At 68.1% G+C, this 26,447-nt stretch carries 21 protein-coding genes; 11 read left to right on the top strand and 10 right to left on the bottom strand.

Features of this window, described 5'->3' with window-relative positions:
- The first annotated feature begins 42 nt into the window (after nucleotides 1-42).
- Genes K3G64_RS03705 through truA form a run of 3 tightly spaced genes read left to right on the top strand, consistent with a single transcriptional unit; the run spans nucleotide 43 to nucleotide 2,655 of the window.
- The gene (locus K3G64_RS03705; protein ID WP_238889084.1) at nucleotides 43-1,095 is read left to right on the top strand and encodes a DNA-directed RNA polymerase subunit alpha; all 1,053 of its coding nucleotides are present in this window, start codon (nucleotides 43-45) and stop codon (nucleotides 1,093-1,095) included.
- Between the two features lie 59 nt (nucleotides 1,096-1,154).
- Nucleotides 1,155-1,778, top strand: coding sequence for a 50S ribosomal protein L17 (gene rplQ / locus K3G64_RS03700; RefSeq protein WP_238889082.1), 624 nt, complete (start codon nucleotides 1,155-1,157; stop codon nucleotides 1,776-1,778).
- Nucleotides 1,779-1,785: 7 nt separating this feature from the next.
- On the top strand, nucleotides 1,786-2,655 hold the full coding sequence (gene truA, locus K3G64_RS03695; RefSeq protein ID WP_238950392.1) for a tRNA pseudouridine(38-40) synthase TruA: 870 nt from the start codon (nucleotides 1,786-1,788) through the stop codon (nucleotides 2,653-2,655).
- Here truA and K3G64_RS03690 read toward each other — a convergent pair.
- The 4 genes from K3G64_RS03690 to K3G64_RS03675 all read right to left on the bottom strand — a co-directional run bounded on the left by K3G64_RS03690 (nucleotide 2,652) and on the right by K3G64_RS03675 (nucleotide 5,985).
- A complete protein-coding gene (locus K3G64_RS03690) occupies nucleotides 2,652-3,323 on the bottom strand; it encodes a cutinase family protein (RefSeq protein WP_238950391.1) in 672 nt (223 codons plus the stop codon). The two genes, truA and K3G64_RS03690, sit on opposite strands and share 4 nt — an antisense overlap.
- 88 nt (nucleotides 3,324-3,411) lie before the next feature.
- The gene (locus K3G64_RS03685) at nucleotides 3,412-4,089 is read right to left on the bottom strand and encodes a cutinase family protein (RefSeq protein ID WP_238889080.1); all 678 of its coding nucleotides are present in this window, start codon (nucleotides 4,087-4,089) and stop codon (nucleotides 3,412-3,414) included.
- A gap of 37 nt (nucleotides 4,090-4,126) precedes the next feature.
- A complete protein-coding gene (locus K3G64_RS03680) occupies nucleotides 4,127-4,918 on the bottom strand; it encodes a cutinase family protein (RefSeq protein WP_370647161.1) in 792 nt (263 codons plus the stop codon).
- A gap of 47 nt (nucleotides 4,919-4,965) precedes the next feature.
- Nucleotides 4,966-5,985 (bottom strand): EamA family transporter, encoded by a 1,020-nt coding sequence (locus tag K3G64_RS03675; protein WP_238889076.1) that lies wholly within the window; start codon nucleotides 5,983-5,985, stop codon nucleotides 4,966-4,968.
- 75 nt (nucleotides 5,986-6,060) lie between these two features.
- On the opposite strand from K3G64_RS03675, the gene K3G64_RS03670 reads away from it, so the two are divergent.
- Together K3G64_RS03670 and K3G64_RS03665 are read left to right on the top strand one after the other, a co-directional pair.
- Nucleotides 6,061-6,618, top strand: a complete 558-nt coding sequence (locus K3G64_RS03670; protein WP_238889075.1) for a CGNR zinc finger domain-containing protein — start codon at nucleotides 6,061-6,063, stop codon at nucleotides 6,616-6,618.
- Between the two features lie 22 nt (nucleotides 6,619-6,640).
- Nucleotides 6,641-7,894 carry a saccharopine dehydrogenase family protein gene (locus K3G64_RS03665; RefSeq protein ID WP_238889073.1) on the top strand — a complete coding sequence of 418 codons (1,254 nt, stop codon included), beginning with the start codon at nucleotides 6,641-6,643 and terminating at the stop codon, nucleotides 7,892-7,894.
- Nucleotides 7,895-7,898: 4 nt separating this feature from the next.
- Here K3G64_RS03665 and K3G64_RS03660 read toward each other — a convergent pair whose 3' ends face one another.
- The 4 genes from K3G64_RS03660 to K3G64_RS03645 are packed head-to-tail and all read right to left on the bottom strand — an operon-like array spanning nucleotide 7,899 to nucleotide 15,079.
- Entirely contained in the window at nucleotides 7,899-9,920 is a 2,022-nt protein-coding gene (locus K3G64_RS03660; protein ID WP_238889071.1) for an FAD-dependent oxidoreductase, read from the bottom strand.
- A 38-nt stretch (nucleotides 9,921-9,958) separates the two neighbouring features.
- Entirely contained in the window at nucleotides 9,959-13,123 is a 3,165-nt protein-coding gene (locus K3G64_RS03655) for an ATP-binding protein (RefSeq protein ID WP_238889069.1), read from the bottom strand.
- 16 nt (nucleotides 13,124-13,139) lie between these two features.
- The gene (locus K3G64_RS03650; RefSeq protein ID WP_238889067.1) at nucleotides 13,140-13,652 is read right to left on the bottom strand and encodes a hypothetical protein; all 513 of its coding nucleotides are present in this window, start codon (nucleotides 13,650-13,652) and stop codon (nucleotides 13,140-13,142) included.
- Nucleotides 13,649-15,079: a hypothetical protein gene (locus tag K3G64_RS03645; protein WP_238889066.1), complete on the bottom strand. Its 1,431-nt coding sequence runs from the start codon at nucleotides 15,077-15,079 to the stop codon at nucleotides 13,649-13,651. Before K3G64_RS03645 ends, K3G64_RS03650 begins: the two co-directional genes overlap by 4 nt.
- A gap of 75 nt (nucleotides 15,080-15,154) precedes the next feature.
- Here K3G64_RS03645 and K3G64_RS03640 point away from each other — a divergent pair, with 75 nt between their 5' ends.
- Genes K3G64_RS03640 through eccB form a run of 3 tightly spaced genes read left to right on the top strand, consistent with a single transcriptional unit; the run spans nucleotide 15,155 to nucleotide 18,329 of the window.
- On the top strand, nucleotides 15,155-15,841 hold the full coding sequence (locus tag K3G64_RS03640) for a hypothetical protein (RefSeq protein ID WP_238889064.1): 687 nt from the start codon (nucleotides 15,155-15,157) through the stop codon (nucleotides 15,839-15,841).
- A complete protein-coding gene (locus K3G64_RS03635) occupies nucleotides 15,838-16,890 on the top strand; it encodes a polyprenyl synthetase family protein (protein WP_238889063.1) in 1,053 nt (350 codons plus the stop codon). Before K3G64_RS03640 ends, K3G64_RS03635 begins: the two co-directional genes overlap by 4 nt.
- 59 nt (nucleotides 16,891-16,949) lie before the next feature.
- A complete protein-coding gene (gene eccB, locus K3G64_RS03630) occupies nucleotides 16,950-18,329 on the top strand; it encodes a type VII secretion protein EccB (RefSeq protein WP_238889062.1) in 1,380 nt (459 codons plus the stop codon).
- Here eccB and mycP read toward each other — a convergent pair.
- Both mycP and eccD read right to left on the bottom strand, forming a co-directional pair.
- A complete protein-coding gene (mycP, locus tag K3G64_RS03625) occupies nucleotides 18,318-19,676 on the bottom strand; it encodes a type VII secretion-associated serine protease mycosin (RefSeq protein ID WP_370647088.1) in 1,359 nt (452 codons plus the stop codon). The two genes, eccB and mycP, sit on opposite strands and share 12 nt — an antisense overlap.
- Entirely contained in the window at nucleotides 19,673-20,989 is a 1,317-nt protein-coding gene (eccD, locus tag K3G64_RS03620) for a type VII secretion integral membrane protein EccD (RefSeq protein ID WP_238889060.1), read from the bottom strand. Before eccD ends, mycP begins: the two co-directional genes overlap by 4 nt.
- A 107-nt stretch (nucleotides 20,990-21,096) precedes the next feature.
- Here eccD and eccCa point away from each other — a divergent pair, with 107 nt between their 5' ends.
- From eccCa to K3G64_RS03605, 3 genes are read left to right on the top strand one after another with little or no spacing between them, the layout of a single operon-like run.
- Nucleotides 21,097-24,903 (top strand): type VII secretion protein EccCa, encoded by a 3,807-nt coding sequence (gene eccCa, locus K3G64_RS03615; RefSeq protein WP_305071289.1) that lies wholly within the window; start codon nucleotides 21,097-21,099, stop codon nucleotides 24,901-24,903.
- Complete coding sequence (locus K3G64_RS03610) at nucleotides 24,900-26,126, top strand: type VII secretion-associated protein (protein WP_238889058.1); 1,227 nt, start codon at nucleotides 24,900-24,902, stop codon at nucleotides 26,124-26,126. The genes eccCa and K3G64_RS03610 overlap by 4 nt, the downstream gene beginning before the upstream one ends.
- Nucleotides 26,123-26,440, top strand: a complete 318-nt coding sequence (locus tag K3G64_RS03605) for a WXG100 family type VII secretion target (RefSeq protein ID WP_238889056.1) — start codon at nucleotides 26,123-26,125, stop codon at nucleotides 26,438-26,440. Before K3G64_RS03610 ends, K3G64_RS03605 begins: the two co-directional genes overlap by 4 nt.
- Nucleotides 26,441-26,447 lie beyond the last annotated feature (7 nt).

The following is a 26,447-nucleotide window of genomic DNA, read 5'->3' as shown; positions in this document are numbered from 1 at the left end:
AAAGACGTCAAATAGCGGGCGTCAAAAGGAGAAGAAGAAAACATGCTGATTTCTCAGCGACCCACACTGTCCGAAGACGTCACAGCAGAGGACCGCTCTCAGTTCGTCATCGAGCCGCTGGAGCCCGGTTTCGGTTACACCCTTGGCAATTCGCTTCGGCGCACGCTGCTGTCGTCCATCCCGGGCGCGGCGGTCACCAGCATCCGCATCGACGGCGTGCTACACGAGTTCACCACGGTGCCGGGGGTCAAGGAAGACGTCACCGACATCATCCTGAACCTCAAGGGCCTCGTCGTGTCGTCCGAGGAGGACGAGCCGGTCACCATGTACCTGCGCAAGCAGGGCCCAGGTGAGGTCACCGCGGGCGACATCGTCCCGCCCGCCGGCGTGACGGTGCACAACCCCGAGATGCACATCGCCACCCTCAACGACAAGGGCAAGCTCGAGGTGGAGCTGGTCGTCGAGCGCGGCCGCGGTTACGTCCCCGCCGTCCAGAACAAGGCGTCGGGCGCCGAGATCGGCCGCATCCCCGTCGATTCCATCTACTCGCCGGTGCTCAAGGTCACCTACAAGGTGGAAGCGACCCGCGTCGAGCAGCGCACCGACTTCGACAAGCTGATCCTCGACGTCGAGACCAAGAACTCGATCACCCCGCGTGACGCGCTGGCCTCGGCCGGCAAGACGCTGGTCGAGTTGTTCGGTCTGGCAAGGGAACTCAACATCGAGGCGGAGGGCATCGAGATCGGCCCGTCGCCTGCCGAGGCCGATCACATCGCCAGCTTCGCGCTGCCCATCGATGACCTCGACCTGACCGTCCGCTCGTACAACTGCCTCAAGCGCGAGGGTGTGCACACGGTGGGAGAGCTCGTGGCCCGCACGGAGTCCGATCTGCTGGACATCCGTAACTTCGGCCAGAAGTCCATCGACGAGGTGAAGATCAAGCTGCACCAGCTCGGTCTGTCGCTCAAGGACAGCCCGGCCACGTTCGATCCGTCCGAGGTCGCCGGTTATGACGTCGCCACCGGCACCTGGAACAGCGACGCCGGCTACGACCTGGACGACAACCAGGACTACGCCGAAACCGAACAGCTTTAAGAGAGTCCGTCCCGGCCCTACCTGATACGGGGGCCGGCCCCGAATAGGAGATAGTCGCAATGCCCAAGCCCACCAAGGGCCCTCGCCTCGGCGGGTCGTCCTCGCACCAGAAGGCGCTGCTGGCCAACCTGGCCACGTCGCTGTTCGAGCACGGCCGGATCAAGACGACCGAGCCCAAAGCGCGGGCGTTGCGGCCCTATGCGGAGAAACTCATCACGCACGCCAAGAAGGGCACGCTGCACAATCGGCGTGAGGTGATGAAGAAGATCCGCGACAAGGACATCGTGCACGTGCTGTTCGCCGAGATCGGCCCGTTCTTCGCCGACCGCAACGGCGGTTACACCCGCATCATCAAGGTCGAGAACCGGAAGGGCGACAACGCGCCCATGGCGGTCATCGAGCTGGTGCGGGAGAAGACGGTGACGTCGGAAGCCAACCGTGCCCGCCGGAGCCGCGCCGCCGGCGCGCAGAAGGTGGCGGCTGCGGCCGCGCCTCAGGCGGCCGTCGAGCCCGAGGAAACCGAGGGCCCGGTCGCCGAGGAGACTGTCGACGAGGCGGCCGAGGCGACGGCAGATGAGTCGCTGCCTGAGGCCGAGGACACCACGGCCGTCGAGGCGCCGCGCGCCAAGCCGGCCGACGAGCCTGCTCAGGCTGAAGCAGCGAAGGATGACGACAAGTCCTGACGACCGTATGAACATGCCCGCCATCGGTTCCGGTGGCGGGCATGTTCGACTTCGGCTCGACATCGCCTACGACGGAACCGAATTCGCGGGGTGGGCGGCGCAGTCGGGGCAGCGCACGGTCGCCGGTGCGCTCAACGATGCGTTGTCGACCGTCTTCCGCACCCCGGTGCTGCTGCGCGCCGCCGGGCGCACCGACGCAGGAGTGCACGCGACCGGTCAGGTTGCGCACGTCGATGTGCCCGCCGAGGCCGTGCCGCATGCGTACCCGCGCGCGGCCAGACCTCACGACAGCGAATTCCTGCCGCTGGTCCGACGGCTCGGCCGGTTCCTGCCTGCCGACGTGCGGGTGCTGGACATCAGACGTGCCGCACCGGGTTTCGACGCGCGGTTCTCGGCATTGCGCCGTCACTACATCTACCGGTTGTCGACCGCCCCGTACGGTGTGGAGCCTCAGGACACCCGGTTTGTGACGCCGTGGCCCCGTCAGCTCGACGTCGCCGCGATGACCGTCGCGTCGCGGGACCTGCTGGGCCTGCACGACTTCGCCGCCTTCTGCAGGTACCGGGAGGGCGCGACCACGATCAGGGAGCTGCAACGGCTGGACTGGGCCCGCGACGGCGAGCGTGTCACAGCGCACGTGACCGCCGATGCGTTCTGCTGGTCCATGGTGCGATCGCTGGTCGGCGCGCTACTGGCGGTCGGCGAGCACCGGCGGGGGCCGGATTGGTGCACCGGCTTGTTGACCGCGCAACGTCGCTCGAGCGAGTTCGCAGCGGCGCCAGCGCAGGGGCTGACCCTGGTGCGGGTCGATTATCCGCCCGACGACCAGCTCGAGGCACGCAACCGGGTGACCAGGGACCTGCGGGTCGTCGATTAGATGCGTCCGACGATGAAGTCGGCGGCCTGGTTGACCATGCCCGCGTTGACATAGGCGCGGGCGGCGTGGTCGGGCCAGTTGGTCTCCCATGTGTTGGGGTCGGCCGGGTTGCATATCGGATCGGAGCCGTGGCACAACTCGATGGTGCGCTCGCGGTAGAGCGGGCTGAAGTTCGTGATCGGCCCGGCCCAGGCGATGCCGTTGCCGAACAGCGCGACCGCGGCGATGTGCCGGTCCAAGCCCGGTGGCAGCGGCTTCTCGAATCCGAACGCGGCGATCGGCGCGGCCAGCACGATGTCGGTCACCGCGGCACCCAGCGAGTACCCGCCGAGGACCAACCGGGTGTCGGGGCACCGCCCGGCCATGTCCTGGATGCGCGAACTCATGTCGTTGGCGCCGACGTCGATCTCGCTGTCGGCTGGGTAGTTCACGGCGTAAAGGCCGACATTCTTGCCGCTCTTGCTGCGCACCGCGCTGATGAGCGCGTTGCCGATCACGCCCGCGCCGGGCGATTCGATACGGCCGCGCGCGAAGATGAGTTCGGCTTGCGGACAGGACTGCGCGGCTGCCAGGGGCGCCAGCTTCTCGACGGCTGGGGTGGCGGGGGCGACGACTCCGGCCACCGCGAGAACGGCGGCTCCTACGAGCAGCGTCGCCCGGCGGCGCATGCGGCGAACAAGATCACTTTGCACCCCGCCGATCCTAATCGAATTAATCGACGCGCAGGCAGGTAAATACGCCACCGATGCCGCCGGCTCAGAGCAGGCGTGCCACGAAACCGGCGGCCTGGGCGGCCAGACCTGCGCCGACGTAGTCACTGTGCGCGAAAGGATTGCGGCCGTTGGAGCAGATCGGGTCGCCGTCCTTGCACAGGTCGATCGCGCGGGCGCCGAACAACGGCGCCGATGTGATCGGGTTGCCGAACTTCGTCGCGGGATTGCCGAAGACGGCGACCGCGGCGACGTTCGGTGAGACGGTCGCCGGCAGTGCCGGGCCGAGGGCGCCCAGGCGGTTGCCCAGCGGCGGTATGCCCCCGAGCATGTCCACCACGGCCGCACCCTGGGAGAACCCGCCGATCACGATCCGGGTCGACGGGCAGGTCAGCGCGGTGTTCGTGACGAAAGTGGTGGCGTCGGTGGCGCCGTCGGAGGCCAGTGCGAAGTCGTAGCTCGCCGGATAGTTGACCCCGTAGGTGAACAGGGAGCGGGCGCCGAGTTGCGGGCGCAGGGCGTCGACGAAGGCTTGGCCGACCCGGCCGATGCCGGGCGGTTCGCCGGTGCCGCGCGCGAACACGACCGTCACGTCGGAGCAGCCCTGGGCGGCGGCCACCGGGGCCGGCAGCGGCGCCAACGCGGGCGCGGCGACGACGGCCGATGCGGTGACGGTGGCGGTTGCAGCGGCGACGAGCCCTCGGCGGAGCCGATCGAGGTTCACGGGATCAGATGATATCGCCGGGTCTGACCCGGCTCGGTCACACCCGATCTGCGACGAAGTTGGCGGCCTGCTGTACCAGCCCGTCACTGGCGTAGTCGTTGTGGGCGAACGGGTTGCGTCCGTCGGAGCAGATCGGGTCGCCGTCGTTGCACAAGTCGATGGCATTTCCGCCGAACACCGACCGGGTGATCGGGTTGCTGAACTTCGCGGCCGGGTTGCCGAACACAGCGACCGCGGCGATGTTCGGGATATAGCGGGCGGGCAGCGGCGGTGCCGATCCGATGTCGCCGATCTTGTTGCCGAGCGGCGGGATCCCGGCGAGCATGTCCATGACCGCGGCGCCCTGCGAATAGCCGCCGAGCACGATGCGGGTGGCCGGACACTCCTGCGCCACCGTCATGACCCGGTCGGTGGCGTCGGCCGCGCCGTCGGAGGCTGCGAGGAAGTCGTATGAGGCGGGATAGTCGACCGCGTACGCCGTCACAGTGCGACCGCCGACGAGCGGTCGCAACGCGTTGACGAACGCCGTGCCGTTCGTGCCGAGGCCCGGGGTGTCGTCGGTGCCGCGCGCGAAGATGACCTCGATGTCGGGACAGGAGGACGTCGACGAGACCGACGGTCCGGGTGCCACCGCGGGTCCCGGCGCATAGGCCGAGCCGTACCCGGGTCCGGGCGCATAGGCCGAGCCGTACCCGGGTCCGGGCGCATAGCCGGGGCTGTACCCGGGTCCGGGCGGCCCGGGTGCGGGCCCGGGCTGGGCCGCAGCCAACGGGACCGGCCCTGCCACCGCGACCGCGATGGCGGTCGCGAAGGCGGCTCGCGCCGTCATGCTCAGCAAAGTCACGCCGACATACTCACATACCGCGCCCGAATGGTCTAACAGTTCGCCGCGGCCGGTCGCGTCTCCTCAGGTGGGCCGTCCGGCCAGGTGGCCTCGGCGAGTGCCTCGGAACGGTCTCCTGCGCGTGCGAGCGCGAGTCCTAGCAGGACGATCGCCCCGCCGAACACCTGCGTCGGGGTTAGCGCCTCGCCGAGCAACACCCAGGCCGCCAGCACCGCGAACATCACCTCGGACAAGCCGACCAACGAGGCGAACCGGGGGCGCAATCGGGCGATACCCATGATGCCGAGCGTGTACGCGACTGCGGTGGCAACGACGCCGAGCACGACGACGGGTACCAGCCACGAGGTCGTCCACCCGGCGACGACCGCATCGTTCGTAGTGAACGTCAGCGGCATGATGCCGGTCGTTCCGAGCAGCGTGACCGCGGCCGAGCCGACGATCAGCCCACCGGCGGCCAGCGTGATCGGGTGGATTCCCGCCTCGTCGCCGCCGTCGGCGACGTTCGCGGACATCAGGAAGTAGCACGCCGCGCAGACGGCGGCGGCCAGACCCCAGCCGACGCCGACGAGGTTGATGTGGGCGCCGCTGAAGACGTCGAGCACCAGCGTGATGCCCAGCACGGCGAGGGCGACACCGGTCATCGTCAGCCCGGTCGGTCGCCGCCGGGTGGTGGCCCACACCCAGCCGACCACCAGGATCGGTGCGGTGTATTCGAGCAGCAGCGCCACGCCGACGGACAGATGCGCGACCGCGTGGTAGTAGAACAACTGCGCCCCCGCGATCGGGATGACCCCGTAGGCCAGCACGGTTCTTGGGTGGCGCAGCGCCTCGCGGAGCCAGCCGGGATACACGATCGTGGCGAAGATCGCCATCACCAGGGCACCGCCTGCCAGCCGGGCGACGACCGCGGCGGTCGGGCTCCAGCCGGCAGTCATCAGCGACTTGGCGAACGGCCCGGAGGAGCCGAAGGCGACGGCCGAGCTGACGGCCAGTACCAGGCCCAGCCGGAAGTGGTCGACGGCGGTGCGACCGGCCTGCGGGGTCGCGGTCATCACGGCACCTCCGGGATGTAATGAGTAAAATGAATTTCGGTAATGACCTTATCGACCGGGGTGGTCACGAGTCAAATGCGTTTCAGTCATGACACCGAGCTCACGTTGCAGGCGGCGTGCGTGCTCGTCAACAGCGATCGGGTCGACGGCGAGCAGTTGGGCGACATGGCCGCCCTGAACGCCTACCTCGACGAGTTCGGCTGGACCGGCCGGCGTGACCATGACGACGCGGAGTTGGCGGCCGTGCAGCGACTGCGCGGGCGGCTCGGCAAGCTGTGGGCCGTCGCCCGGGAAGAGGAGGATGCCGTCGGTCAGGTCAACGCATTGCTCAGCGACACGAAAGCGGCGCCGTGGCTGACGCGCCATCCCGAGATGCCGGAGTGGCACCTGCATCTGGCGTCGGTGCACGATCCGTTGTGGCAGCGGATGGGTGCGGAGATGGCGATGGCGCTGGCGGATCTGATCCGCTCGGGGGAGCTGCGCCGGCTGAAGACGTGTGCGGCCGCGGATTGCCAGGCGGTGCTGGTCGACATGTCGCGGAATCGCTCGGGCAAATTCTGCGACACCGGCAATTGCGGCAACCGCCAGCATGTGGCCGCCTATCGTGACCGCAAGCGGGCGCAGGAGAGCTGACTCCTCGGGTAGCGTCACGCCAATGCGCGCCGGGCAGCGTGACCTCGACATCGTGATCTACGGGGCGAGCGGATTCGCGGGCAGCCTCACGGCGCGGTACCTGGCAGCAGCGGGGGGCGGGATCCGCGTCGGGCTGGCCGGCCGCTCGGCCGAACGGCTCGAAGCTGTCCGTCGATCGTCGGGCGCCGGTGCCGCCGACTGGTCGCTGATCGTCGCCGAGCTGGCGGCGCCGGAGGCATTGCAGGAGATGGCCGCCAGGACCCGGGTGGTGCTCAGCACGGTCGGGCCCTATCAACAGTACGGATTGCCCGTCGTCGCCGCATGCGCCGCCGCCGGCACCGATTACGCGGACCTCACCGGCGAGGTTCCGTTCGTTCGCAAGAGCATCGACCTCTATCACGGCCAGGCAGCGCAAAGCGGCGCCCGTATCGTGCACTCGTGCGGGTTCGACTCGATCCCTTCGGATTTGGGCGTCTATGCGTTGTACCGCCGCGTCGTCGAGGACAACGCCGGCGAGTTGGGAGACACCACCTTCGTGCTACGGGCCTACTCGGGCGGTGGCTCATCGGGTGGCACCGTCGCGACGATGATCGAACTGATGCGCGCGCCCGCCAAGGACCCGGAGATGCGGCGAGTCGTCGATGACCCATACAGCCTGAGCCCCGACCGCAGCGTAGAACCCGAGTTCGGCCCTCAGCCCGACATGCCGTTGTTGCGCGGCGGCGACATCGCGCCGGAGCTGACGGGATTGTGGACCGGTGGTTATCTCATGGCGCTGTACAACACCCGCTGTGTGCGGCGCTCGAATGCGTTACTGGACTTCGCCTACGGTCGCGGGTTGCGCTATCGGGAGACGATGAGCATGGGTTCGTGGTTCGCCGCGCCGCTGGTGGCGGCGATGTCCAGTGCCACCGTGGTCGGCGCCTCCAAGTTCGGCGGCCGGTACCTGGACATGGTCCCCCCCGGGCTCATCGAGCGTCTCACCCCAGCGCCCGGCACCGGCTTCGACCAGGGATCGCTCGGCCACTACCGCGTGGAGACCTACACCACGACGACATCCGGCGCCCGGTACATGGCCACCGTCGCGCAGCGCGGCGACCCTGGTTACGCGGCCACCGGAGTGCTGTTCGGCCAGAGCGCGCTGGCTCTCGCGCTCGACCGGGAAGGGCTGTCGGACCTGCGAGGGGTGTTGACACCGGCATCGTCGATGGGCGACGTGTTGCTGAAGCGCTTGCCGGCGGCCGGCGTGACGATCACCACGACGCGGCTGAACTGACCCGTCAGGGCATGTAGAAGCCGCGAATCCGGTGAAAGCGCGCACGACCGAGCAGTGCGTTGGCGGCCTGCAGACCAGACATCACCGCCGCTTCGATGCAGCCGGCGTTCAAACCTGAGTCCGTCCAGTCGCCCGCCAGAACCAAGTTGTCGTAACCACTTTCGTCGGACCGGAGGCGGAACTTGTCCGATCCCGGTACCGACTGAACGTATCGATCCGACGGGTCGATGTTGACGCTGAGGTGCTGGGTCGCCAACGCAGCGCTGCCCCGGTGCCCGTTGACACCGCTGAGCAGATGCCACGCGAAACCCCGGTCGGTGACGGCACCTGGCAAGAAGAGCCCGACGTGGCGATCGAGGTACTGCATCGCTGCGTCGTGTACCTGCCGACGACAACGGGCGATATAGTCGGCGGTGTCCTGGGCACCGGGCACGTCGTCGCCGAGTGCACCACAGAAGTAGGCCACAGTGCGGGGGCTGTCGTCTTCCGGCCAGTCCTCGGCCCACAACGTCTGCGGCATCGACGCCCAGGTGTCGAACGGGGCAACGTAGCCGCTGGTAGTGACGCCCGGGCGGGACCAGCCGAGGGTGCACTCATCGGGCTTCAACCACAGTTGGAACGACTGGGTGGCGACGGTACTCAGGTGCGTGGTCATGTCGCGCCACTCGGGGCAGTCGTCGATCAGTTCAGTGGCGACCAGTTCGACCATGCCGACGGACACGGCCAACACGACGTGCTCGAAATCCTCACCCTTCCGCAGCATCCGGGTCTCGACGTCGTCGCGCCTGCCGAAATGGGATTCGAGGTCCCGGGTGCCCGCCGACGCCTCGATCTGATCTTCCAATGGGGAATCGGGGAAGACGGGAAGGCCCCGCACAGTGGTCAACGGTTCATAGTGACTGAGCCCGCCGATGAGTCGGACTTGCCGACCCATCTCGATCGAGTCGACGACCTGTCGACGGTGGTCCAGGTGCAGAGCGTCGACGCGGTGGAAGAACTCGAACTCCACACCGCGTCGGCGGAGCGCCTGGTACAGCGGGGCGATGACGACATCGCCCATCCCGGCGGTCATCTTCCAGAACAACGCACCCTTGTATTGGAAGAAGACGATTCCACTGAGGAGCACAGCCAGTCCGGCTGCGACGGCGGGCCGTTCGTAGTCGCCATCCTGGTAACCGAAAACCATGTCGTAGAGGCCCCGCACCAACGCGAAATCGACCACATCCGGATGCGCGCCGTGCCGTACGATCCAGGCGCCGTAATCCTCGTCGTTGATGGCCCGGAAGCCGCGTGGGTCGGTTATGAGGTTGTCGGCGATCAGCCCGCGAACCGTCGCGGTCAACAACGACAGCAGCAACCAGCACCTGCGCCGTTCCGGCGGCGGGTCGTAATCGATTGCCTCCCGTAGAGCCTCGAGCGGCCGGCCGAGCAAACCGGCTCGAATGGCTTTGTCGGACAGCGGATCGCCGACGAGCATCGCCGCGGCCGACACGCCCCTACGCACCGCGGTGACCCAGCGGGGTATGTCCGGTGAGGGCGACGTCGACAGCACCAGATCAGCGTCATCGGTGGGTTGACTCAGGCTGTCCGCCACATCGAGGATCAAAGTGACGGTGCGCCGCAGGAAGTCGACGACCGTCAGCTCACGGCCTGTGGACTCGGGTTCGCCGGGCACTTCGTCGTTGCGGGAGAAGTGGCCTGGCCAGATCAACCAGTCGTGGCCGAATCGATCCGCCATGGCGACGTTGTGCGACGGGATCAGCGCCTGGTCCCACGTCTGCACCGGCGCCGCGGGATCTGTTGTGGCGCGGTCGAGCTCGACATAGCACTCGCGCAACAGCGCGAAGGCGTTCTCGTAGGAGCCCAGCCAGACGTGCAGACCGTGCTCTTCGATGCGTCCGTGCCGCCCGCGGCTCGAGGCACCCTTGCCGCCGAGTCGCCATCCGCGTTGGTAGACGGTGATCGCCTCGAAGCGATCACGCCAACCGGGCTCGCTGAGGCGCCACGCAGCACTGAGTCCGGCCATGCCGCCACCGAGAATTGCGACCCGTCCGCCCGGACGCCTCACCGCAGCAGGGCTCGGGCTCGCGCCAGTTCGGGCCAGTCCTGATCCTGCGGGAACCGGCGCAGGACGCTTGCCAAGGCTTCCCGCGCCGGGTCAGCGCGCAATTCGAAATCATCGACCGCGGCTCGCAACTCGTAGATCAATGCGCCCTGGTGCTGTGCCAGTTCCTTGGCGGCGGCCAGATCTTGCCGCCGGGCGACGGGGTCGTCGGAGAGGCGAGCGCGCAACCGCAACAACTCGGCGTCATAGATTCGCCACCCGGTCTCCTCGGCCATCCGGCGTGCCATATCCAGGCGCTGCCGGGCCGCGTCCGTCGCTCCCGCGGCCGCCAGTGTCCTCGCCAAAGCCGAGTCGTACCAACCGAGGAACGCCTTCATGTCGGCTGCGCGCCACCCGTCGACAACGGCTGTCAGAACGTCGATGTGCACTTGTAACGTCGCGGCGTCGGTCTCGCCGCCGTCGACCGAGGCGATCGCGCGGGCGACGGCTGCTGCGCTCGCGCCCACCATCACCCATTCGTCGAAACCGTACTCGTGACCCCAGCCGACGACCTCGTCCACGAGTTCGATCGCGCGGTCGTGCTGGCCGGCTTCGGTGCGCATCAGCGCTTCGATGGTACGGCCGTAACAGAGAGTGAACGGACCGTGCGGAAAGGGCAGCATCTCGCAACGATTCTCCATCTCGGCGAACGCCGCTTCGGCGCCGACGAGATCACCGGAGATGAACCGGGTGAACGCGGCATAGGTATACGTCGACGCCAGCGGATCGTTGGGAGCAAACCATGCCCCTTCGATCTCGATGGGGCCGGCTTGGTCGAGTGCACTCGCCGCCGCCTCCAACGGTTCACGCGCACCACGGAAGTCACCGCGGAAGACGGCGAGTGAACCTAGCGCAGCCGTGTTGGCGGTTCGGTACCACACCGGCATGTCGTCGAGCCGCATCCGCAGCGCCTCCACCACCTGGGTCGCCCGATCGAGATCGCCGCGGGTGGCGTAGTAGCTCCATAAGGCGCTGAAGGTGGCGAAAAGCTCCAAAGAGGCTTTGTCGCCGAGGATCTGCAGGCAGCGCTCGAATTCCGAGGCGGCTTCGATGCTGGCGTGCCCGGTGGCCGCCGAGGCGAGGAACCCACGCTGCAGGCGAATCGGGACTTCGCGGAGATCGCGTTCCGGTGTCGCGGGCAGCTTTTCGATGTTCTCCAGTGCACGGGTGAGATGGACGCGGGCCTCACCGAGCGCACCGCGCTGCCGCGCATCGACGGATGCCTGCTGATAGGCCGACGCCGCCGCGTCGAAACGCTCGGCTTGTTCGTAGTGATGGGCGACCAGCGGCCACTCAGGGGTCCCCTCCGGTGTCGCGCCGACCAGTGCGTCGGCGATCCGGCCGTGCATCCGGCGGCGGACGCTGGGTGGCGACAGCTCGGCCGCCACCTCCCGCAGCAGTTCGTGATGGAACCGCCAGCTGTTCGCGTCGACCGGCGTCAGAACCCGCTCACTGGTGAGTTCGCGGATGGCGTCGTTGATATCGGGCTCGTTCAGGCTTACCACGGAGGCCAGCAGGCGCCTGTCGAACCGGCTGCCGATGAGCGCGGCCGCCTCGACGACCTGAGGCGCGTGTGAGCTCGACCGCAGTCTCGCACACAACGTTTCATAGAGGCTGTCGGGCACCATGGTCTGCGCGGTGTCCGAGGGCTGTTCCTTCAGTTTGGCCACCACCTCCTCGATGTAGAGCGGCATGCCGTCGCAGCGTTGCAGCACCGCCCGCCGAGCGTCAGGAGTCACCGACGGGTGCAGGTCACGGACGAGCTCGTCGGCCTCCGAATCGCTGAGTGGGACCAACTCGATGACGTGTGCGCCCTCCAGCGGCGGCAGCCGGCGTCCAGTGACAATGACCAGCAGGTCGTTCCTGTTGGTGCGCAGCAACTTCTGGACGAACTCGATGGTGTCCTCGTCGAACCAATGGATGTCTTCGGCGACCACCAGCGCCGGCCCCGGCTGTAGGCTGGCCTGGAAGTATTGATCGATGCCCTCGGCGATCTGCTCGTAGAGCCTGGTACCGCCGGCCAAGACCGGTAGGTAGCCGCTTTCCGGCGCGATGCCCAGGACGGGCGCCAACAGCGGCAGCACTTCTCCGGGCTCCAACGAGCGCCGCTCGATCTCGTCCCGCAGCCGGTCGAGGCGGTCGGGCGGGTCGGTGTCCCGGCTGATACCGCAGCGGCGCTCCAGCATTCGCCGTATCGGCCGCAAACCGACATCGATGTGTAGCGGCGAGCCGAAGAACGTCAGCACGGTCGCGCCCGTCTGTTCGGCCATGTCGACCGCGGCTTGGGCGAGGCGGGTCTTCCCGACGCCGCCCTCGCCGAGAATTGCAATTCCGCGGGTGGCCAGAGTGCCGGCCGCCGCCTCGGCCCAACTGGTCTCCAGCTTCGCGAGTTCGCTTCTTCTCCCGACCAACGGTCCGCGGGCGCTCTCGGTCACCTCGCGCTCGGCGACCACGCGATGGTGAATGACCGGGCCGTCCACTCCTTTCACCGATTTGGGTGGTAGTTCCTCGAATTCGAATGAACTCTTGACCACTCGCTCGATCGTCTCGGAGACGGCGACGGTTCCCGGCGCGGCGAGACTGCACATTCGTGCGGCGAGGTTTGCCCCGAAACCGTAGACGTCGTCCTGGGCGGTGTCGAGGTAGACGAGTCCCAGGTGAATTCCGACGCGCACGCTGATGTCGAATCCGAACCGGGCTCGCACCCGCTCGCTGAGTGTGGCGACCTCTCGGGTGATGTCGAGTCCCGCCTGCACGGCACGGTGCGCGTCGTTCTCGTGAGGTCGGGGATGTCCGAACACAGCGAGCAACCCGTCGCCCTTGGTGTTGCCGACGTGGCCCTCGTAGCGGTTCACGATCTTGAGGACCTCATCGCGGTACCGCCCCACGACCGTGCGGTAGACCTCCGGCTCGATGCGGGTGGACAACGCTGTCGAGTCGACAAGATCGGCGAAAAGCATCGTGAGGCGCCGTATTTCCCCGCCATCCGCAGGCGCGGCGAGTAGTTCTTCGGCCTCGGCGTTGCTGTGGTCGACGGCCAGTACCTGACCGGCGAGCCTATCGGCAGTCGCGCGGTCACCCCGGTTCATCGCGCGCACGGCGCGGTCCAGCAGATCGTCGATCATCGGTGGTGTAGGTCGTTCACAAGCCGACGGTGATGTCCTGGACCGGGGCTTTCGCGGTGGGGTCGGTCGTATTGATCAGCCTGACCTGTCCGGTGTAGTTGGCTCCAACGAAGCGATCGTCGGTGAGGACGATCTCGAACAGCGTCTCTTTTGGCTGCAGCACGGGTGGGTTGAACATGATGCTGGTTGGCGGAACCGCCACCGAGGGTTGACCGACCCGCCGGAGGCAGACCAGCTCGATCTTCCGGGGGTACTGCTTCGCCTCGACGGTCACTTTCTCGGACGGACGGGGATCACTGGCGGGCGGTGTCAGCCACATCGCGGGCCCGGCGATTACGGCTTGGACGATGCTGGCGTACAAGCGCATCTGGAGATCGAGAAGGTCGTGGCCCACACGGATCCAGCCATCCAGACCCCACTCTCCATTGTCGTCCTGCTGCGCCGCATTGCGCGAGATCGTGTCGACGCGATTAAGGATTTCGCGCACCATATCGGCTTGCTGTTGTAGCAGCGTGTGACCGCGGCTCACGCGTGATCCTCCCTATCGGGCACCGTCCCGATGCGCCTTGGATGACTCATGGCTTCGATGAATCGCCAGGGCGCTCTGGCGAGTCGGCCGCTGACGTTCTTGCTGAACTCGGCGAGGTCGTAGTAGCTGAGCCTGCCGGCCATCCACTTGTCCGCGATTGCGAGATAATCCTCGGCGTTCGCTCGCGCCGTTTCGGTCAACAACGCCACCGCGGTCGGTGCGAAGTGGCTGCCCGGTTCCACGTATTGGATGCCCAACTCATCCGTGGGCGCCGAGTCGGTGCCGAGGGGATAGTCGAAACACTTGTGGTCGGACAAGTCGTCGGCCATGGCCGGCTCGATGAGCAATTCGGTACTGCCGAGGCCGTATCCGCTGATCTGGAGCAGTCGCGCCTGCCGGTCGGGAGCCAGGCCGTCGATGTGAACGACCTTGCGGGTTCTGATCGCCACGCCCTTCTCGTTCGGGTCGTGTCCACCACCTTCGTTCCAGGCCCACATGTTGATGTAACCGCGATCGACCCGCACGATGCCGTCTCCTTCACCTGGGGCGGGGTCGTCGAGGTCGTAATCGAGGCGCGCCACGATGTCGTCAGGCGCCGTTCCCGTGACGTGGTACTTCAACGCCGTCTTAAGCGTGCGCGCACCGCCCGCCTCGAGGCCACCGAATCCCACCGTCTCGATGACGGTGGGCCAGCCGTCGTTGCGTAGCCGCGAATTCGGCTCCATGCTGAGGAAGAAGGCACCGTAATTGTCGGCCCAGTTGTAAGGGTTCACGATGCTCTTCATCTCGTTCAACGAGATCAAGGGCGTAATGGTTTCGGTGTCGACCACGAGCGCGTCAAGCCCGTCGACCTTGACGACAGCGGGCAGGTGCACTGTCATCGGCGGCAACAGCGGGTCGACTATCCCGCCTTCTTGCGCCCGCTTTAGGGCCCAGTTGATGGACTCGCCGCGAGACATCCCTTCTCGGATCTCTTTGACCGCTCTCTTGCGGTCGGCTGCTTTAGGGGCGGCCATCGTCGGCTGGATTCCCGACCGGGTTTCCTGGGGCGGCGGCGCGAGCAAATCCAACGCTTCGATGAATGAGCCGTGGCCGCTGCCGCCTCCGGAGGGCTGGATTCCCTGCTGTGACGGCGTGCTCGCAATCGCGTCATTGGCCACGGCGGCGGCGAACAGCCGCGACTTCTCGGCGAGCGTCAAAGGAGCGTCGGCGCTCTCCGACTTGATCGCCTTCACAGCGGCGACCGGGTTCGGCCCTGTCTTCGTCTCGCCGAAGAAGAAGTCCTTGAGGTCGCGGTACCAGCCGGGATTCGCGGACGCGCCCGGCAGGACCTCGTCGACGATGTGCGCGACTCGCGCATCGTTGGACCGCATGACGGCCTCGTCGAGTGCCCCGTACATCTCGAACAGCGAACGCAGCACCGACATCGGCCCTCCCCGGTTGGCAACCTAGATTACCGTGGTCGTGCCACGACCGCGCAGGAAAAAGGGGGCTTACCGGGGATGGATCGCAATCGCGACGGCAGCATCAACGACCTGCCCTGGGCGTCGGTCTTCGACCCCGCGGCCAACGCCCGCTCACTGAGCGCCATCCAGGCGGAGGGCTTCCGTGCCGCCAGCCAGCTAGTGGACCGGTTCGCCCGCCTAGCGACCTCGGGACCCAACGGCGAGCACCGGTCCGCCACCCCGGCTGCGCCGCCGTCCGATGCTCAACGTGCCGACGTCTTCGGTGCCACCGACATCGAGCCGCTGGTGCGGTCCTGGTGGGCGTGGATCGGCCAGATGCTGATGAGTTCCGCTCCCGCGACGTCCACAGCGGCCGCCGCGGAGCCGACCGCCCTGGACCTGTCAGGGGCCGCGACGAACGGAGCGCTGGCGCTGGAGATCACCGCGCCGGGTGAAGCCGCTACGGAAGTGTGGCTGCACAACAGAACCGCGACCGACATCGGCGAGATTCGGCTGCGGTGCAGCGACCTCACCTCGGACATGGGATTCATCGTCGAGTCGGCCGCCGTGCGATTCGATCCCGTCACCGCCGCGATGCCTCCCCGCTCGAGTCGCGGCATCGAGATGAGCATCGAGTTGACGGGCGACGTTCGGGCGGGTGTGTACCGCGGCACCGTGCTGACCGAAGGTCGGCCGGATCTGTGGCTGCCTGTTGTTCTGACCGTCCGCACACCGGCGCCGTGACCGACGTCGCCGACCGGTCTGCGCTGACGACCGACGTCGAGGACCGGCTGCGTAAGGTGGCGAAGCTCGTTCGTCGTGCCATGCTTGACTCGATTCCGGACGGCGAACCGAGCCGCTGGCTCTACGCGCCGATGCGTGAGTATCCCTCTCGGCCGGGCAAGGCGTTGAGGCCCGCGCTGTGCTTGTCGGCCGGCCGCGTGTTCGGTGGAAGTTCGGACGACCTGCTCGGCATCGCCGTCGCAATAGAACTGCTGCACAACGCGTTTCTGGTCCATGACGATGTCGCGGACGGCAGCGAGATGCGACGGGGCCGGCCCACGCTCTCGGCCACCCACGGCGTTGCGGCAGCGGTGAACGCCGGTGACGCCTTGGCGGTCGTGGCGGGGCAGGTGCTGCGTCGCGCGACCCGGCGATTCGATCGCGACCTCGCCGATTTGGTATGGGCCGAGTTCGACACCATGGCGATGCGAACGCTCGAGGGGCAGGCATCCGAGGTGGGCTGGCAACTCGACAACGCGGAAGATCTGCGACCCGAGGATTACCTGAACCTGATCATGCACAAGACGTGCTGGTACACCACCATCCACCCGCTGCGTGTCGGTGCGGTAGTGGGCTCCCGCGGAACCGCCGACCTCGCACCGATGGTGCGGTTCGGGTTCCACTTCGGCGCGGCATTCCAGATCCGCGACGACCTGCTGAACCTGATCGGCGACGAGCGAATGTACGGCAAGGAGATACTCGGTGATCTCTATGAGGGCAAACGAACCCTGACGCTCGTGCATCTGATGGCCAACGCCAGGGGTGCCGACCGTGACCTCGTGCGTGACTATCTGCGCCGCAACAGAATTCAACGTTCGGAAGAACTCGTGCGCACCGTGCGCGCCCTCATGGACGACTACGGCAGTATCGCGTTCACCAGGGAGTACGCCGAGGGCATCCTGCTGGTGGCGCAGGAGTATTTCGAGCAGGCGTTCGCCGGTACCGCGGCTGGGCCGGATCTGGACTTCCTGCGCGCTCTGGTGCCCTATGTGTGGGCTCGCTGGCGCTGAACCGAAAACTGTGACATAGGGGGCCCTCGATCGCCTTTAGGCTGGCGGAGGGGGGCGCGATGACCGGGCGATCGAACACCACACACGGACTGAGCGGGCACCGGTTTCAGGCGCGCCGGATGACGCACGCGCTGGTCCGCGGCGACGTCGGCATGTTCGACGATCCGCTGCGTTCGCAGTCGCTGGCCCTGACAGTGGGGTGCGTGTTGGCGGTGGTCGGCATCGCCGCCTGCGCGGTCCTCGCGTTCTTCCAGCCGCAGGGCAGGCTCGGTGACTCTGCGATCGTGATGGTCCGGGACTCGGGTGCGATGTACGTGCGCATCGCAGACACCCTGCATCCGGTGCTGAACACGGCCTCGGCGCGGCTGATCACCGGTGCGTCCGGCGCGCCGCAACTGGTCAGCCAATCGGCGGTCGACGACGCTTCGGGCGGTGCGACGCTCGGTATTCCCGGTGCCCCCGACTTCGTCGGCGCCCCGCTGACCGCAGACGAGTCCGGCTGGACGATCTGCGAGACCATCGACTCCAATACCAGCCTGATCCTGGGTCTCTCGGGCCGACCGCGCACCGAGGAGCACAGCGCGCTGGTCACCGTGCGAGAGGAGGGTGCCGCAGCGACGTACCTGCTGTATGAGGGTAGGCGCGCGAAGGTGGATCTGCGCCTGCCGGCCGTGGTCAGGGCGATGCGGCTCGACGGTGTTGTGGCACGGCCGGTTTCGCGCGTGTTGCTCGACTCACTCCCTGAAGCGCCACCGATCGCACCGCCCTCGATCGCCCATGCCGGCGCTGCGGGCCCGTCGCTGCTGCACGGGTTGCCGGTGGGCAGCGTGCTGCGGACCGAGAGGGTGGACTCGTCGGAGTTGTTCGTCGTTCTATCCGACGGAGTGCAGCGGATCGGTGAGGTGACCGCCGATCTCATTCGCTTCACCCAATCGCACGGGCGGCGCGACATCGCCGCTGTCGAACCGGGGGCCCTCGGTGCCGTGCCGGTCGTCGACCACCTGTCGGTGGCGGGACATCCCCGGCGGGGCGGCGTAACCGACGGTCCGGTGCTGTGCGCGCAGTGGCGGTGGTCTGAGGACACGGGATCGACGTCGACCGAGGTGTACACCGCCGATGCACTCCCGCGCGGTCGGGCGGTGGCCCTCGCCCAGGCCGACGGCTCGGGTCCGCGGATCGACTCGATCGTCTTGCCGAAGGGCCGCAGCGCCTATGTGCGAGCCGCCGGAGTCACCGGCGACGGCGCCCACGACGGCCCGCTGTACCTCGTCGACGACACCGGTGTCGTGTTCGGCATTCACGACGACGAGGCGGCCAAGCGCCTTGCCCTGAGCGCTCCGGTGCCCGCTCCGTGGCCGGTGATTGCGCGACTGCCCCGCGGACCGGTGCTGAGCGTCGAAGCGGCATCGGTCATGCGGGACGCCGTCTCAGCGCCGTAACCGACCAGCCCACAACGTCGTCAAGCCGACCACCAGGGAGGCCGCTAGGCACACCGCCGCCGCCGTCGTGGCCAGCCGTACCGGACGCTGATCCGGCGAGCCCGAGTTCGGACGGGACACGACTCTGGGTTCCTCATGGCTCGCGCTGTCCGGGGGTGCAGCGCTGCCGGTCACCGCCGCATGGATGTCGATGACACCGTGTCCGACGACGGGATTCCAACCGCCTGCCGGCCGACGCGCGGTGTCCTCGATGCGCTGCATGACCTGCCGGGCGGTCAGCTGGGGCGCTCTCGCTCGAAGCAGGGCGACGACCCCGGAGACCACGGGTGCGGCGTAACTGGTTCCCGCGATCGGCTTTTCATCGGTGGCCGTCGGCATGGTGTCGATCAGCCCCTCGCCGTCGGGGTCCAGGGAGACCACCCGTTCACCCGGCGCGGCGACGTCGACCCACGGGCCGGCGAGGCTGAACGACGAAGGGGCCCCGTCGTGTCCCACCGAGCCCACCGTCAGCACGTAGTCGTCGTACCAGGCCGGGCTGACCACGACGTTGACATGGGTCCAGTCCGGTCGAGCAGCGCTGGAGGGATCGGTTCCCGGGTTGCGGTCCGGACATTGGCCCGGCGCACCGACGTTGCCGGCCGCCGCCACCACGACGACGTTCTTTACGTCGACGGCGTATGCCAGCGCCGCGCCGAGCGCCCGGTCATCGAGCGCTGATTCGGCAGGCACGCACGCGATGGTCGAGACGTTGATGACGGTGGCGCCCATGTCCGCGGCGGTACGCACAGCGCTGGCGAGCGTGTCGACGTCACCGAATCCGTCGGTCCCGGCCGGTGCATCCACAGCACGGAACCTGGTGCTGGACTGCCGGATACCGATGAGCGTGGCTTCCGGGGCGACACCGCTGAATCCGGGTGCGGAGCCCTCGGCCGCAGCGGTGCCGATGATGCCGGCCACCACGGTGCCGTGTCCGTCGCAGTCGTCGGTGCCGTCGCCGCTGGACACATAGTCTCCGCCGGGAACGAGGCGCGGCAGCAGGCGGTGGCGGACCACCCCGGTGTCGATCACCGCGACGGTCTGACCCGCCCCGCGCGACAGCGCCCACACTGACCGCAGATCGACGTCGGCGAGTTGGCCCGCGCCGTCGGGTGACGCGGTGCTTCCGGTGACACAGGGGCTCGCCTGCTCGGTCGGTCGCGGGGGAGCGGGTGGACCCGGCGCAGGCAGCAGCGCGTCGTCGATCGGAGGCGGTGTAACGGCGGCGGCGGGTGGCGTGATGAGCATCGGCGCGAGGACCACGCAGGCCACCGTGGAGACCCGTGTGATCCGGAAGGTGATGGCCCTCATAGCAGTGCCGCGTCCCGGACGAGGCGGTAGACGCCTGCCAACCAACAGCCGAGCGGGACGACGGCCGCCAACGCCGCGTACTCCGAGATCTCGGCGACCCGGCGCAGCAGGGGCCCGCTCGGGCCGAACAACGGGGTCAGTGCCGCGGCGGCCGCGACGACGCCGAACATGCTCAGCCAGAGTGCGGTGACGGGATACGCCCACGCCGTGATGGCGACAGCGATGGCGGCGCACAGCGTGCCGCAGGCGATCAGCACGCATTTCCGGGCCGGAACGGCGTGACTGCGCGCCCGCAGCATCAGAGCGACTCCGACGGTGCCCGTGAAAGCCGCTGCCACTGCGGCGGATTGGAGCCGGCTGGCCTGCCCGTACGCGATGAGCACGGCGCCGACGGTCACGGCGACCGATGTGCCCGCCACCAGCCCGGTCATTGCGGTGTGTGCGCCGGTGGCTCGCCCTTCGTCCACCTCCGGAGGCGCAGCGTCGAGAGTGGGCGTGATGTGGTGGATCACCATGATGATTCTCGGCGCGGCGCCCAAGCCGGCCAGCGACAGCACGGTGAGCGAGGTGCCGACTGCTACCGGCGCCATCTTGGACAGCACACCAACCATGCAGACGATCGCCACGAGTCCCGCTGCCGTGGCGAGCGCGATGAACGATGCTGTGCCGTAACCCGTCACGCGCAGCCACAGGGTCGACACCGAGCATGCCGCCGCCGAGGCCAGCAGCACAGACGCGGCGACGGCGCCCGCCGGCACCGCGATGGCCCCCGAGACGGCGGCGAACAACACTGCGATCAGGCCACAGACCGAGGACGTCAGCGGTGAATGCGGCCCTCGACGCAGCACCAACGCCCCACCGATCGCGGCCGCGCTCACCACTGCTGCGAGCGCGCAAGCCGCCCCGCTGGACGCGTGCGCCGCCCAGACGAGGACGCCTGCGCCGACGGTGGCGGCGGTCACGCTGACCGCCGCCCATACGGACGCGGCCGAAGGTCCGGTCACCGCGGCCTTCGCCACGACGTGGCAGGCGTCGCGCTCGGTCCACCGCAACGCCGGCAGATGTTCGGTGTTCAGCCAGAGGAGGTCGCCGTCCTCGATCCCGTTCTGGCCCAGCGTCAGTTCCTCGTCGAGGAGGGTGCCGCAGCTGCGGTGCAGCCGCCACCTACCCTCGTTGGCACCGGGATCGGTTCCTTCGCAGACGATCTCGACGATCGATGGCAGGAGCTGAACGACACCGACGTCGCACGGCAGCGCGAGATCCACGGTGTTCCCGTCGTGGTGAACGGCCACCCGGCAGAGTGTTTCCGGCATATCAACCCCTTTCGCGCCCACCGTAAGCCGCGGTACCGACGGCGATGCGCGGCAAGTGATTCACCTGTGGATGGAACCGGATCCCGCCTGGGGACGTCGTATCGGTGATGGAGTTCGCTCGCGGACAGCGACTTCCGGTGCCGTCGGTGAGCGCCGGGCAGATCGCGGTGAAGGCGCCGCCGGCCATGCCGAAGCCGGCACCCGGCAATCCGGTGGCGCGGCTACTACCGGCGGTGATGCTCGTCGCGTGCATCGGGATGACGGCGCTCTACTTCACCTCCGGTGCCGCGTCACACCGCAGCCCGATGTTCATGTTCTTCCCGGTGATGATGGCCATGTCGGTGCTGGGCTCGGTCGTCTACGGCGCACGGGGTGGTGCCGCCAGATCCGCCGAGATCGACACGAACCGGCGGGCCTACCTGCGATACCTGGATTCACTCGACGAATCACTCGCCGACGCGGTGGCTGCCCAGCGGCGGTCGCAGTACTGGAGCCACCCGGATCCCGCGACCCTGTGGACACTGGTGGGCGGGCGGCGGATGTGGGAGCGCGACCAGGGTGACGCCGACTTCCTCCGCGTACGGATCGGGATCGGGGCGCAGGACCTGTGCACGCCGCTGACCGCATCGGATGGGGAGTCCGACGAGAACACCGACCCCGTCACGACGTCTGCGATGCGCGCTCTGGTCAGTCACCGATCACTGGTCGACGAGATGCCGTTATCGGTGGCGCTCGCGGGGACTCGTGTTCTCGCGATGGACGGCGACCGCGAGCATGCCCTGGCGATGGTGCGCGCGATGATCTGTCAGCTGGCCGTTTGGCACGGTCCCGACAGGGTCCACATCGCCGCCGTGGTGGGCGACGGGCAACGCAGCGAGTGGGACTGGCTGAAATGGTTGCCACATCATCAGCACACCGGCCGGGTCGATGCGCTGGGACCGGCACGGCTGGTCTTCGACACCCTCGAGGCCGCGGCGCCGGCGCTGGAGACGCCGTCCGCGCACGCCGTGATCGTCGTCGACGGTGTCGTGGCGCGAGATGACACGGACGCCCGGCTGTCGGGAGCAGTCACGGTGATCGACGTCGCATCCGTGTCGACGGACGCGACGCGGATGCGGTTCTTCTTCTCCTGCGACGGATCGACGGTTCGGGACGACACGGGGCAGGTGGCCGGTCGACCCGACGCGCTGACGCAGGCTCAGGCGACGGTGTGCGCCCGCCGACTCGCACGGTATGTACCCCGGGCCGCCGACCGGTATCACCGCCAGGGCGCCCGAGGCTGGCTCGATCTGATGGGTATCGCCGATCCCCATGCGATCGAGGCAGAGAACAGCTGGGGTCAGGGACGGTCGCGCATCGCGGCGGTGCCGATCGGCATCGCCCCCGACGGCTCGCCGGTGATGCTTGACGTCAACGAGGCAGCCCAGGGAGGAATCGGGCCGCACGGCCTGTGCGTGGGCGCGACGGGGTCCGGCAAGTCGGAGTTCCTGCGGACGCTCGTGCTGGGTTTGATCACCTCCCATTCGCCGGACATGCTCAACCTCGTGCTGGTCGACTTCAAGGGTGGCGCAACGTTTCTCGACCTTGAGCGAGCCCGACATGTCGCCGCGGTGATCACGAACCTCGCTGACGCGGCGCATCTGGTCGCCAGGATGAGTGACGCGCTCGCCGGGGAACTGCATCGGCGTCAGGAACTGCTGCGGGCGGCGGGCGGCTTGGCGAGCCTCGCCGACTACAACCGCGCGCGAACGCGACATCGGTCCTTGTCTGCGCTGCCCGCATTGGTGATCATCGTCGACGAATTCTCCGAACTGCTCAGTCAACACCCCGACTTCGCCGAGTTGTTCGTCACGATCGGCCGGTTGGGACGCTCGCTGGGCATCCATCTGCTGCTGGCGAGTCAACGGTTGGACGAAGGCCGATTACGCGGACTGGACACCCATCTGTCGTACCGCATCTGCTTGAAGACGTTCTCGGCCGCGGACTCCCGCGCGGTTCTGGGCGTGCCCGATGCCCACCAGTTGCCCAGCACCCCCGGAGCGGCGTTCCTCAAGACCCCTTCCGGTGAGCTGACCCGCTTCCAGACGGCCTTTGTGTCGGGCGCATGCCGACGCCGGCGGGAAATGCCCGCGCCAGCGCCACAGGGTCCCCTGGCCTTCACCGCCGCCCCTGTACGACGCGAACCCAGTGTCCGTCCGCGGGAAGACACTGCCGCGGTGCCCACCGTGTCGGAGGTGGTGCTGAACCGGTTGGCGGATCGGGGAGAAGCGGCGCACCGGATCTGGCTGCCGCCGCTGACGGTGTCGCCGACACTGGACATGCTGCCGCTCGGCCGTGGCCTGCACATCCCGATCGGTCTGGTGGACAGCCCCTTCCAACAACGTCACGACGTGCTGTCGGTGCACTTGGACGGTGCCGGCGGCAACGTCGCGATCGTGGGCGCACCGCGGTCGGGCAAGTCGACGGCCCTGCGTGCCCTCATGCTGGCGCTCGCCGAGATCCACGGCCCGACCGAGGTGAGCTTCTACTGCCTGGATTTCGGCGGGGGTACGTTGTCGGGCCTGCGCACCCTGCCTCATGTCGGAGCGGTGGCGGCGAGGAATGACGCCGATCTGTGCCGGCGCACGGTCTCGGTCATCGAGTCGATCGCGCGATCGCGCGAAGAGTCGATCCGCCAAGCCGGTTTCGACTCCATGGCCGACTACCGCGCGCGCTGCACCACGGGTGACGCCGGAACACCCGACCGCGGTGGAGAGGTCTTCCTCGTCGTGGACGGCTGGGCGGCGATGCGTCAACAGTTCGAGACGCTCGAGGGGCCGATCACCAACATCGCCGCGCAAGGCCTCGCCTTCGGCGTACACGTCGTCCTAACGGCTTCGCGGTGGGCGGAGTTGCGTCCGGCGGTGAAGGACCAGATCGGCACCCGCCTCGAGCTGCGCCTCGGGGACCCCGCCGAATCCGAGATGGACCGCCGTCGTGCCCGACTGATCGTGAACCGCGCACCGGGCCGGGGCATCACGGCAGACGGCCGGGAGACGGTGACGGCGTTGCCTCGCTGGGACGGCAGGGCTTCGGCAACCGGTCTCGCCGAGTCGATCGGTGCGACGGTCGATCGGCTCGGCAACCGGTGGCCCGATGCCCGGGCTCCGCGTGTCGAGCTGCTGCCCAGCGTCGTACCGCACCACACACTCCTGCACGGAGCTGAAGGCGGCCGTCCGCCGACCCAGCTCCTTCTCGGTCTGGGGGAGGACGACTTGCGGACCGTCGTCGCCGATTTCGGCGAGCAGTCGCACCTGTTGGCGCTCGGGGAGTCCGGTTGCGGAAAGACCTCACTGATGCGGCTGCTCTGCACGGAGATCGTCCGCAGCTCGCGCCCGGATGAGGCGCAACTCGAGATCGTCGACTTCAGGCGGGCGCTTCTGGGGGTGGTGGAATCAGAACACCTGTCGGGATACGCTGCGTCGCCGGCGGCGTTGACGGCTCGGCTGCACAAGCTGCTCGACCGCCTGACGGCCCGCATGCCCGGCGAGGATGTCACGCAGCGGCAGTTGCGCGACAGGTCCTGGTGGACGGGGCCGGAGATCTTCCTCGTCGTCGACGACTACGATCTGGTCGCGGGAACGACGGGTAACCCGATGGCGCCGCTCGCCGACTTCCTGCCCCACGCAGCCGATCTGGGGTTGCACGTGTTGGTCGCCCGCCGCTCCGGCGGCGCGGCCCGGGCGATGTTCGACCCGGTGTTGGCCCGCATGCGGGAGTCCGGATGCATGGGCTTGATGATGAGCGCATCGCCGGAGGAAGGCGTGCTGCTCGGTTCGGTCCGACCGTCGCCGCAGCCGCCCGGGCGGGCCACCTTCATCACTCGTAGTCGCGGCGAACGCGTGGTGCAGATCGGCTGGTTGGATCCGGCGTGACCGGTGGCGTCGTCGAGGTCGGCCCGGCATGGGTGTGTGGGCAGTTCGAAGCGTCACCCGAGTTAATCTGTGCCGCAATCGAACACGTCGACGACGAGCTGGGCTTGCTCGACGACCAGGTGGTGTCGGTGCGCGACGTGTGGAACGAACTGATGCGCACGGTCATCGGCGGTGATGAGGATGCCGTCGTCCTCGTCTGCCCGACGTGGTGGTCGACCGCACGAATTGACCTGGTGCGCACGGCGGCGCACACCGTGGTGCCCGATGTGTCGGTTCACGCGCGCGGACCGCTTCTCGCCGACCATGCGACGCGGGACGGGACGGTGGTGGTGGAGATCGCCGCCGAGCTGATCGTCGTGGTGGGTCCTGGACCGGTCACCGTCGTCCCGATCCTCGGCGGCGTCGCGGCCGTTGTGGACAACGTGTGTTGCGCGGTGGGAAGGCCGACCGCGGTGCTGATCGACGCTCCGGCGAGGGAGGGCGGTGCCGCCCGGCTCGGCGAGGCGATCGCCGGGCAGTTGCGGGGCATGGGTATCGCGGTCTCCTGGGCCGACACCGACGCGGCCCTGCGTGCGGCGACGAGCGTGCAGTCTCGAGAGGCCGTCTGCGCCGAGCGCCCACTGCCGTCACACGGCTTGCCGGCGGCAGCGGTCGCGGCCGGTGTGGTGACCGCGGTGGCAGTCGTCGCCGGGCTGGCGGCGATGGGTGACGGGCAGCCCGCGGGTACCCGCTTGTTGGTCGAAGGTCGCATCAGCGTGGAGGTGCCGACGGACTGGCCGGTGCGCCGGATCACCTCGGGCCCGGGATCGGCCCGGCTGCAACTCGTCTCGCCGTCGAACGAGCAAGTGGCACTGCATCTCACCCAATCGATCGCCGCGTCAGGGGTGGACCTGGTGGCGACCGGGGAGTCACTGCGAGCGGCGCTTGCCGCCGAATCCAGCGACGTGTTCATCGACTTCAATCCGTCAGACGTGCGGGTCGGCCGGCCCGCGGTGACCTATCGCGAGGTGCGCGGCGACCGGCAGGTGGCGTGGACGGTGCTCGCCGACGGACGTGTCCGGATCGCGATCGGTTGCCAGAGTCCCGCAGCACGGGTGGACCTGGTTCATCAGGTGTGCGACCGGGCCGTCGACTCCGCTCGCGCAACGCGGTCGGATTCAGCGGAACCGAACCGGCGCCGGCCGCGTCGAAACAGACATAGCCAGCAGAAAGGACACCCATGACCACAGGCGGATCGCTCAACACCGACTTCGACCTGATGACCTCCGTCGCCAGCACCACCGACGCCCGCAACGAGGAGATCCGGGCCATGCTGCAGGCGTTCATCGGCCGGATGAGCACCGTGCCGCCGTCCGTCTGGGGCGGTGTCGCCGCCGCGCGGTTCCGCGACGTCGTCGACCGGTGGAATGCCGAATCTCTGAAACTCCATGCGGCGCTTGGGCGCATCGCCGAGAACATCCGGCTCAACCAGCAGACGCTTCGGGAAGCCACCGAGAGCCATTCGCACCAGATCGGTGCGGTCGCCAACCAGATGTAGAGGAGCC

It is taken from the genome of Mycobacterium sp. IDR2000157661 (genome assembly GCF_022317005.1).
Classification (GTDB): Bacteria; Actinomycetota; Actinomycetes; order Mycobacteriales; family Mycobacteriaceae; genus Mycobacterium.
Note: the sequence above shows the minus strand (reverse complement) of the source record. Positions and strands in the feature narration are given on the sequence as shown.

Coding starts and splice junctions, on each gene's coding strand:
- truA (WP_238950392.1), top strand. CDS start 1,786: ATGAACATGCCCGCCATCGGTTCCGGTGGCGGGCATGTTCGACTTCGG.
- K3G64_RS03675 (WP_238889076.1), bottom strand. CDS start 5,985: ATGACCGCGACCCCGCAGGCCGGTCGCACCGCCGTCGACCACTTCCGG.
- eccCa (WP_305071289.1), top strand. CDS start 21,097: ATGGAGTTCGCTCGCGGACAGCGACTTCCGGTGCCGTCGGTGAGCGCC.
- eccD (WP_238889060.1), bottom strand. CDS start 20,989: ATGCCGGAAACACTCTGCCGGGTGGCCGTTCACCACGACGGGAACACC.
- K3G64_RS03670 (WP_238889075.1), top strand. CDS start 6,061: ATGCGTTTCAGTCATGACACCGAGCTCACGTTGCAGGCGGCGTGCGTG.
- K3G64_RS03665 (WP_238889073.1), top strand. CDS start 6,641: ATGCGCGCCGGGCAGCGTGACCTCGACATCGTGATCTACGGGGCGAGC.
- K3G64_RS03705 (WP_238889084.1), top strand. CDS start 43: ATGCTGATTTCTCAGCGACCCACACTGTCCGAAGACGTCACAGCAGAG.
- K3G64_RS03680 (WP_370647161.1), bottom strand. CDS start 4,918: ATGACGGCGCGAGCCGCCTTCGCGACCGCCATCGCGGTCGCGGTGGCA.
- rplQ (WP_238889082.1), top strand. CDS start 1,155: ATGCCCAAGCCCACCAAGGGCCCTCGCCTCGGCGGGTCGTCCTCGCAC.
- K3G64_RS03605 (WP_238889056.1), top strand. CDS start 26,123: ATGACCACAGGCGGATCGCTCAACACCGACTTCGACCTGATGACCTCC.
- mycP (WP_370647088.1), bottom strand. CDS start 19,676: ATGAGGGCCATCACCTTCCGGATCACACGGGTCTCCACGGTGGCCTGC.
- K3G64_RS03655 (WP_238889069.1), bottom strand. CDS start 13,123: ATGATCGACGATCTGCTGGACCGCGCCGTGCGCGCGATGAACCGGGGT.
- K3G64_RS03645 (WP_238889066.1), bottom strand. CDS start 15,079: ATGTCGGTGCTGCGTTCGCTGTTCGAGATGTACGGGGCACTCGACGAG.
- K3G64_RS03660 (WP_238889071.1), bottom strand. CDS start 9,920: ATGGCCGGACTCAGTGCTGCGTGGCGCCTCAGCGAGCCCGGTTGGCGT.
- K3G64_RS03690 (WP_238950391.1), bottom strand. CDS start 3,323: ATGCGCCGCCGGGCGACGCTGCTCGTAGGAGCCGCCGTTCTCGCGGTG.
- eccB (WP_238889062.1), top strand. CDS start 16,950: ATGACCGGGCGATCGAACACCACACACGGACTGAGCGGGCACCGGTTT.
- K3G64_RS03640 (WP_238889064.1), top strand. CDS start 15,155: ATGGATCGCAATCGCGACGGCAGCATCAACGACCTGCCCTGGGCGTCG.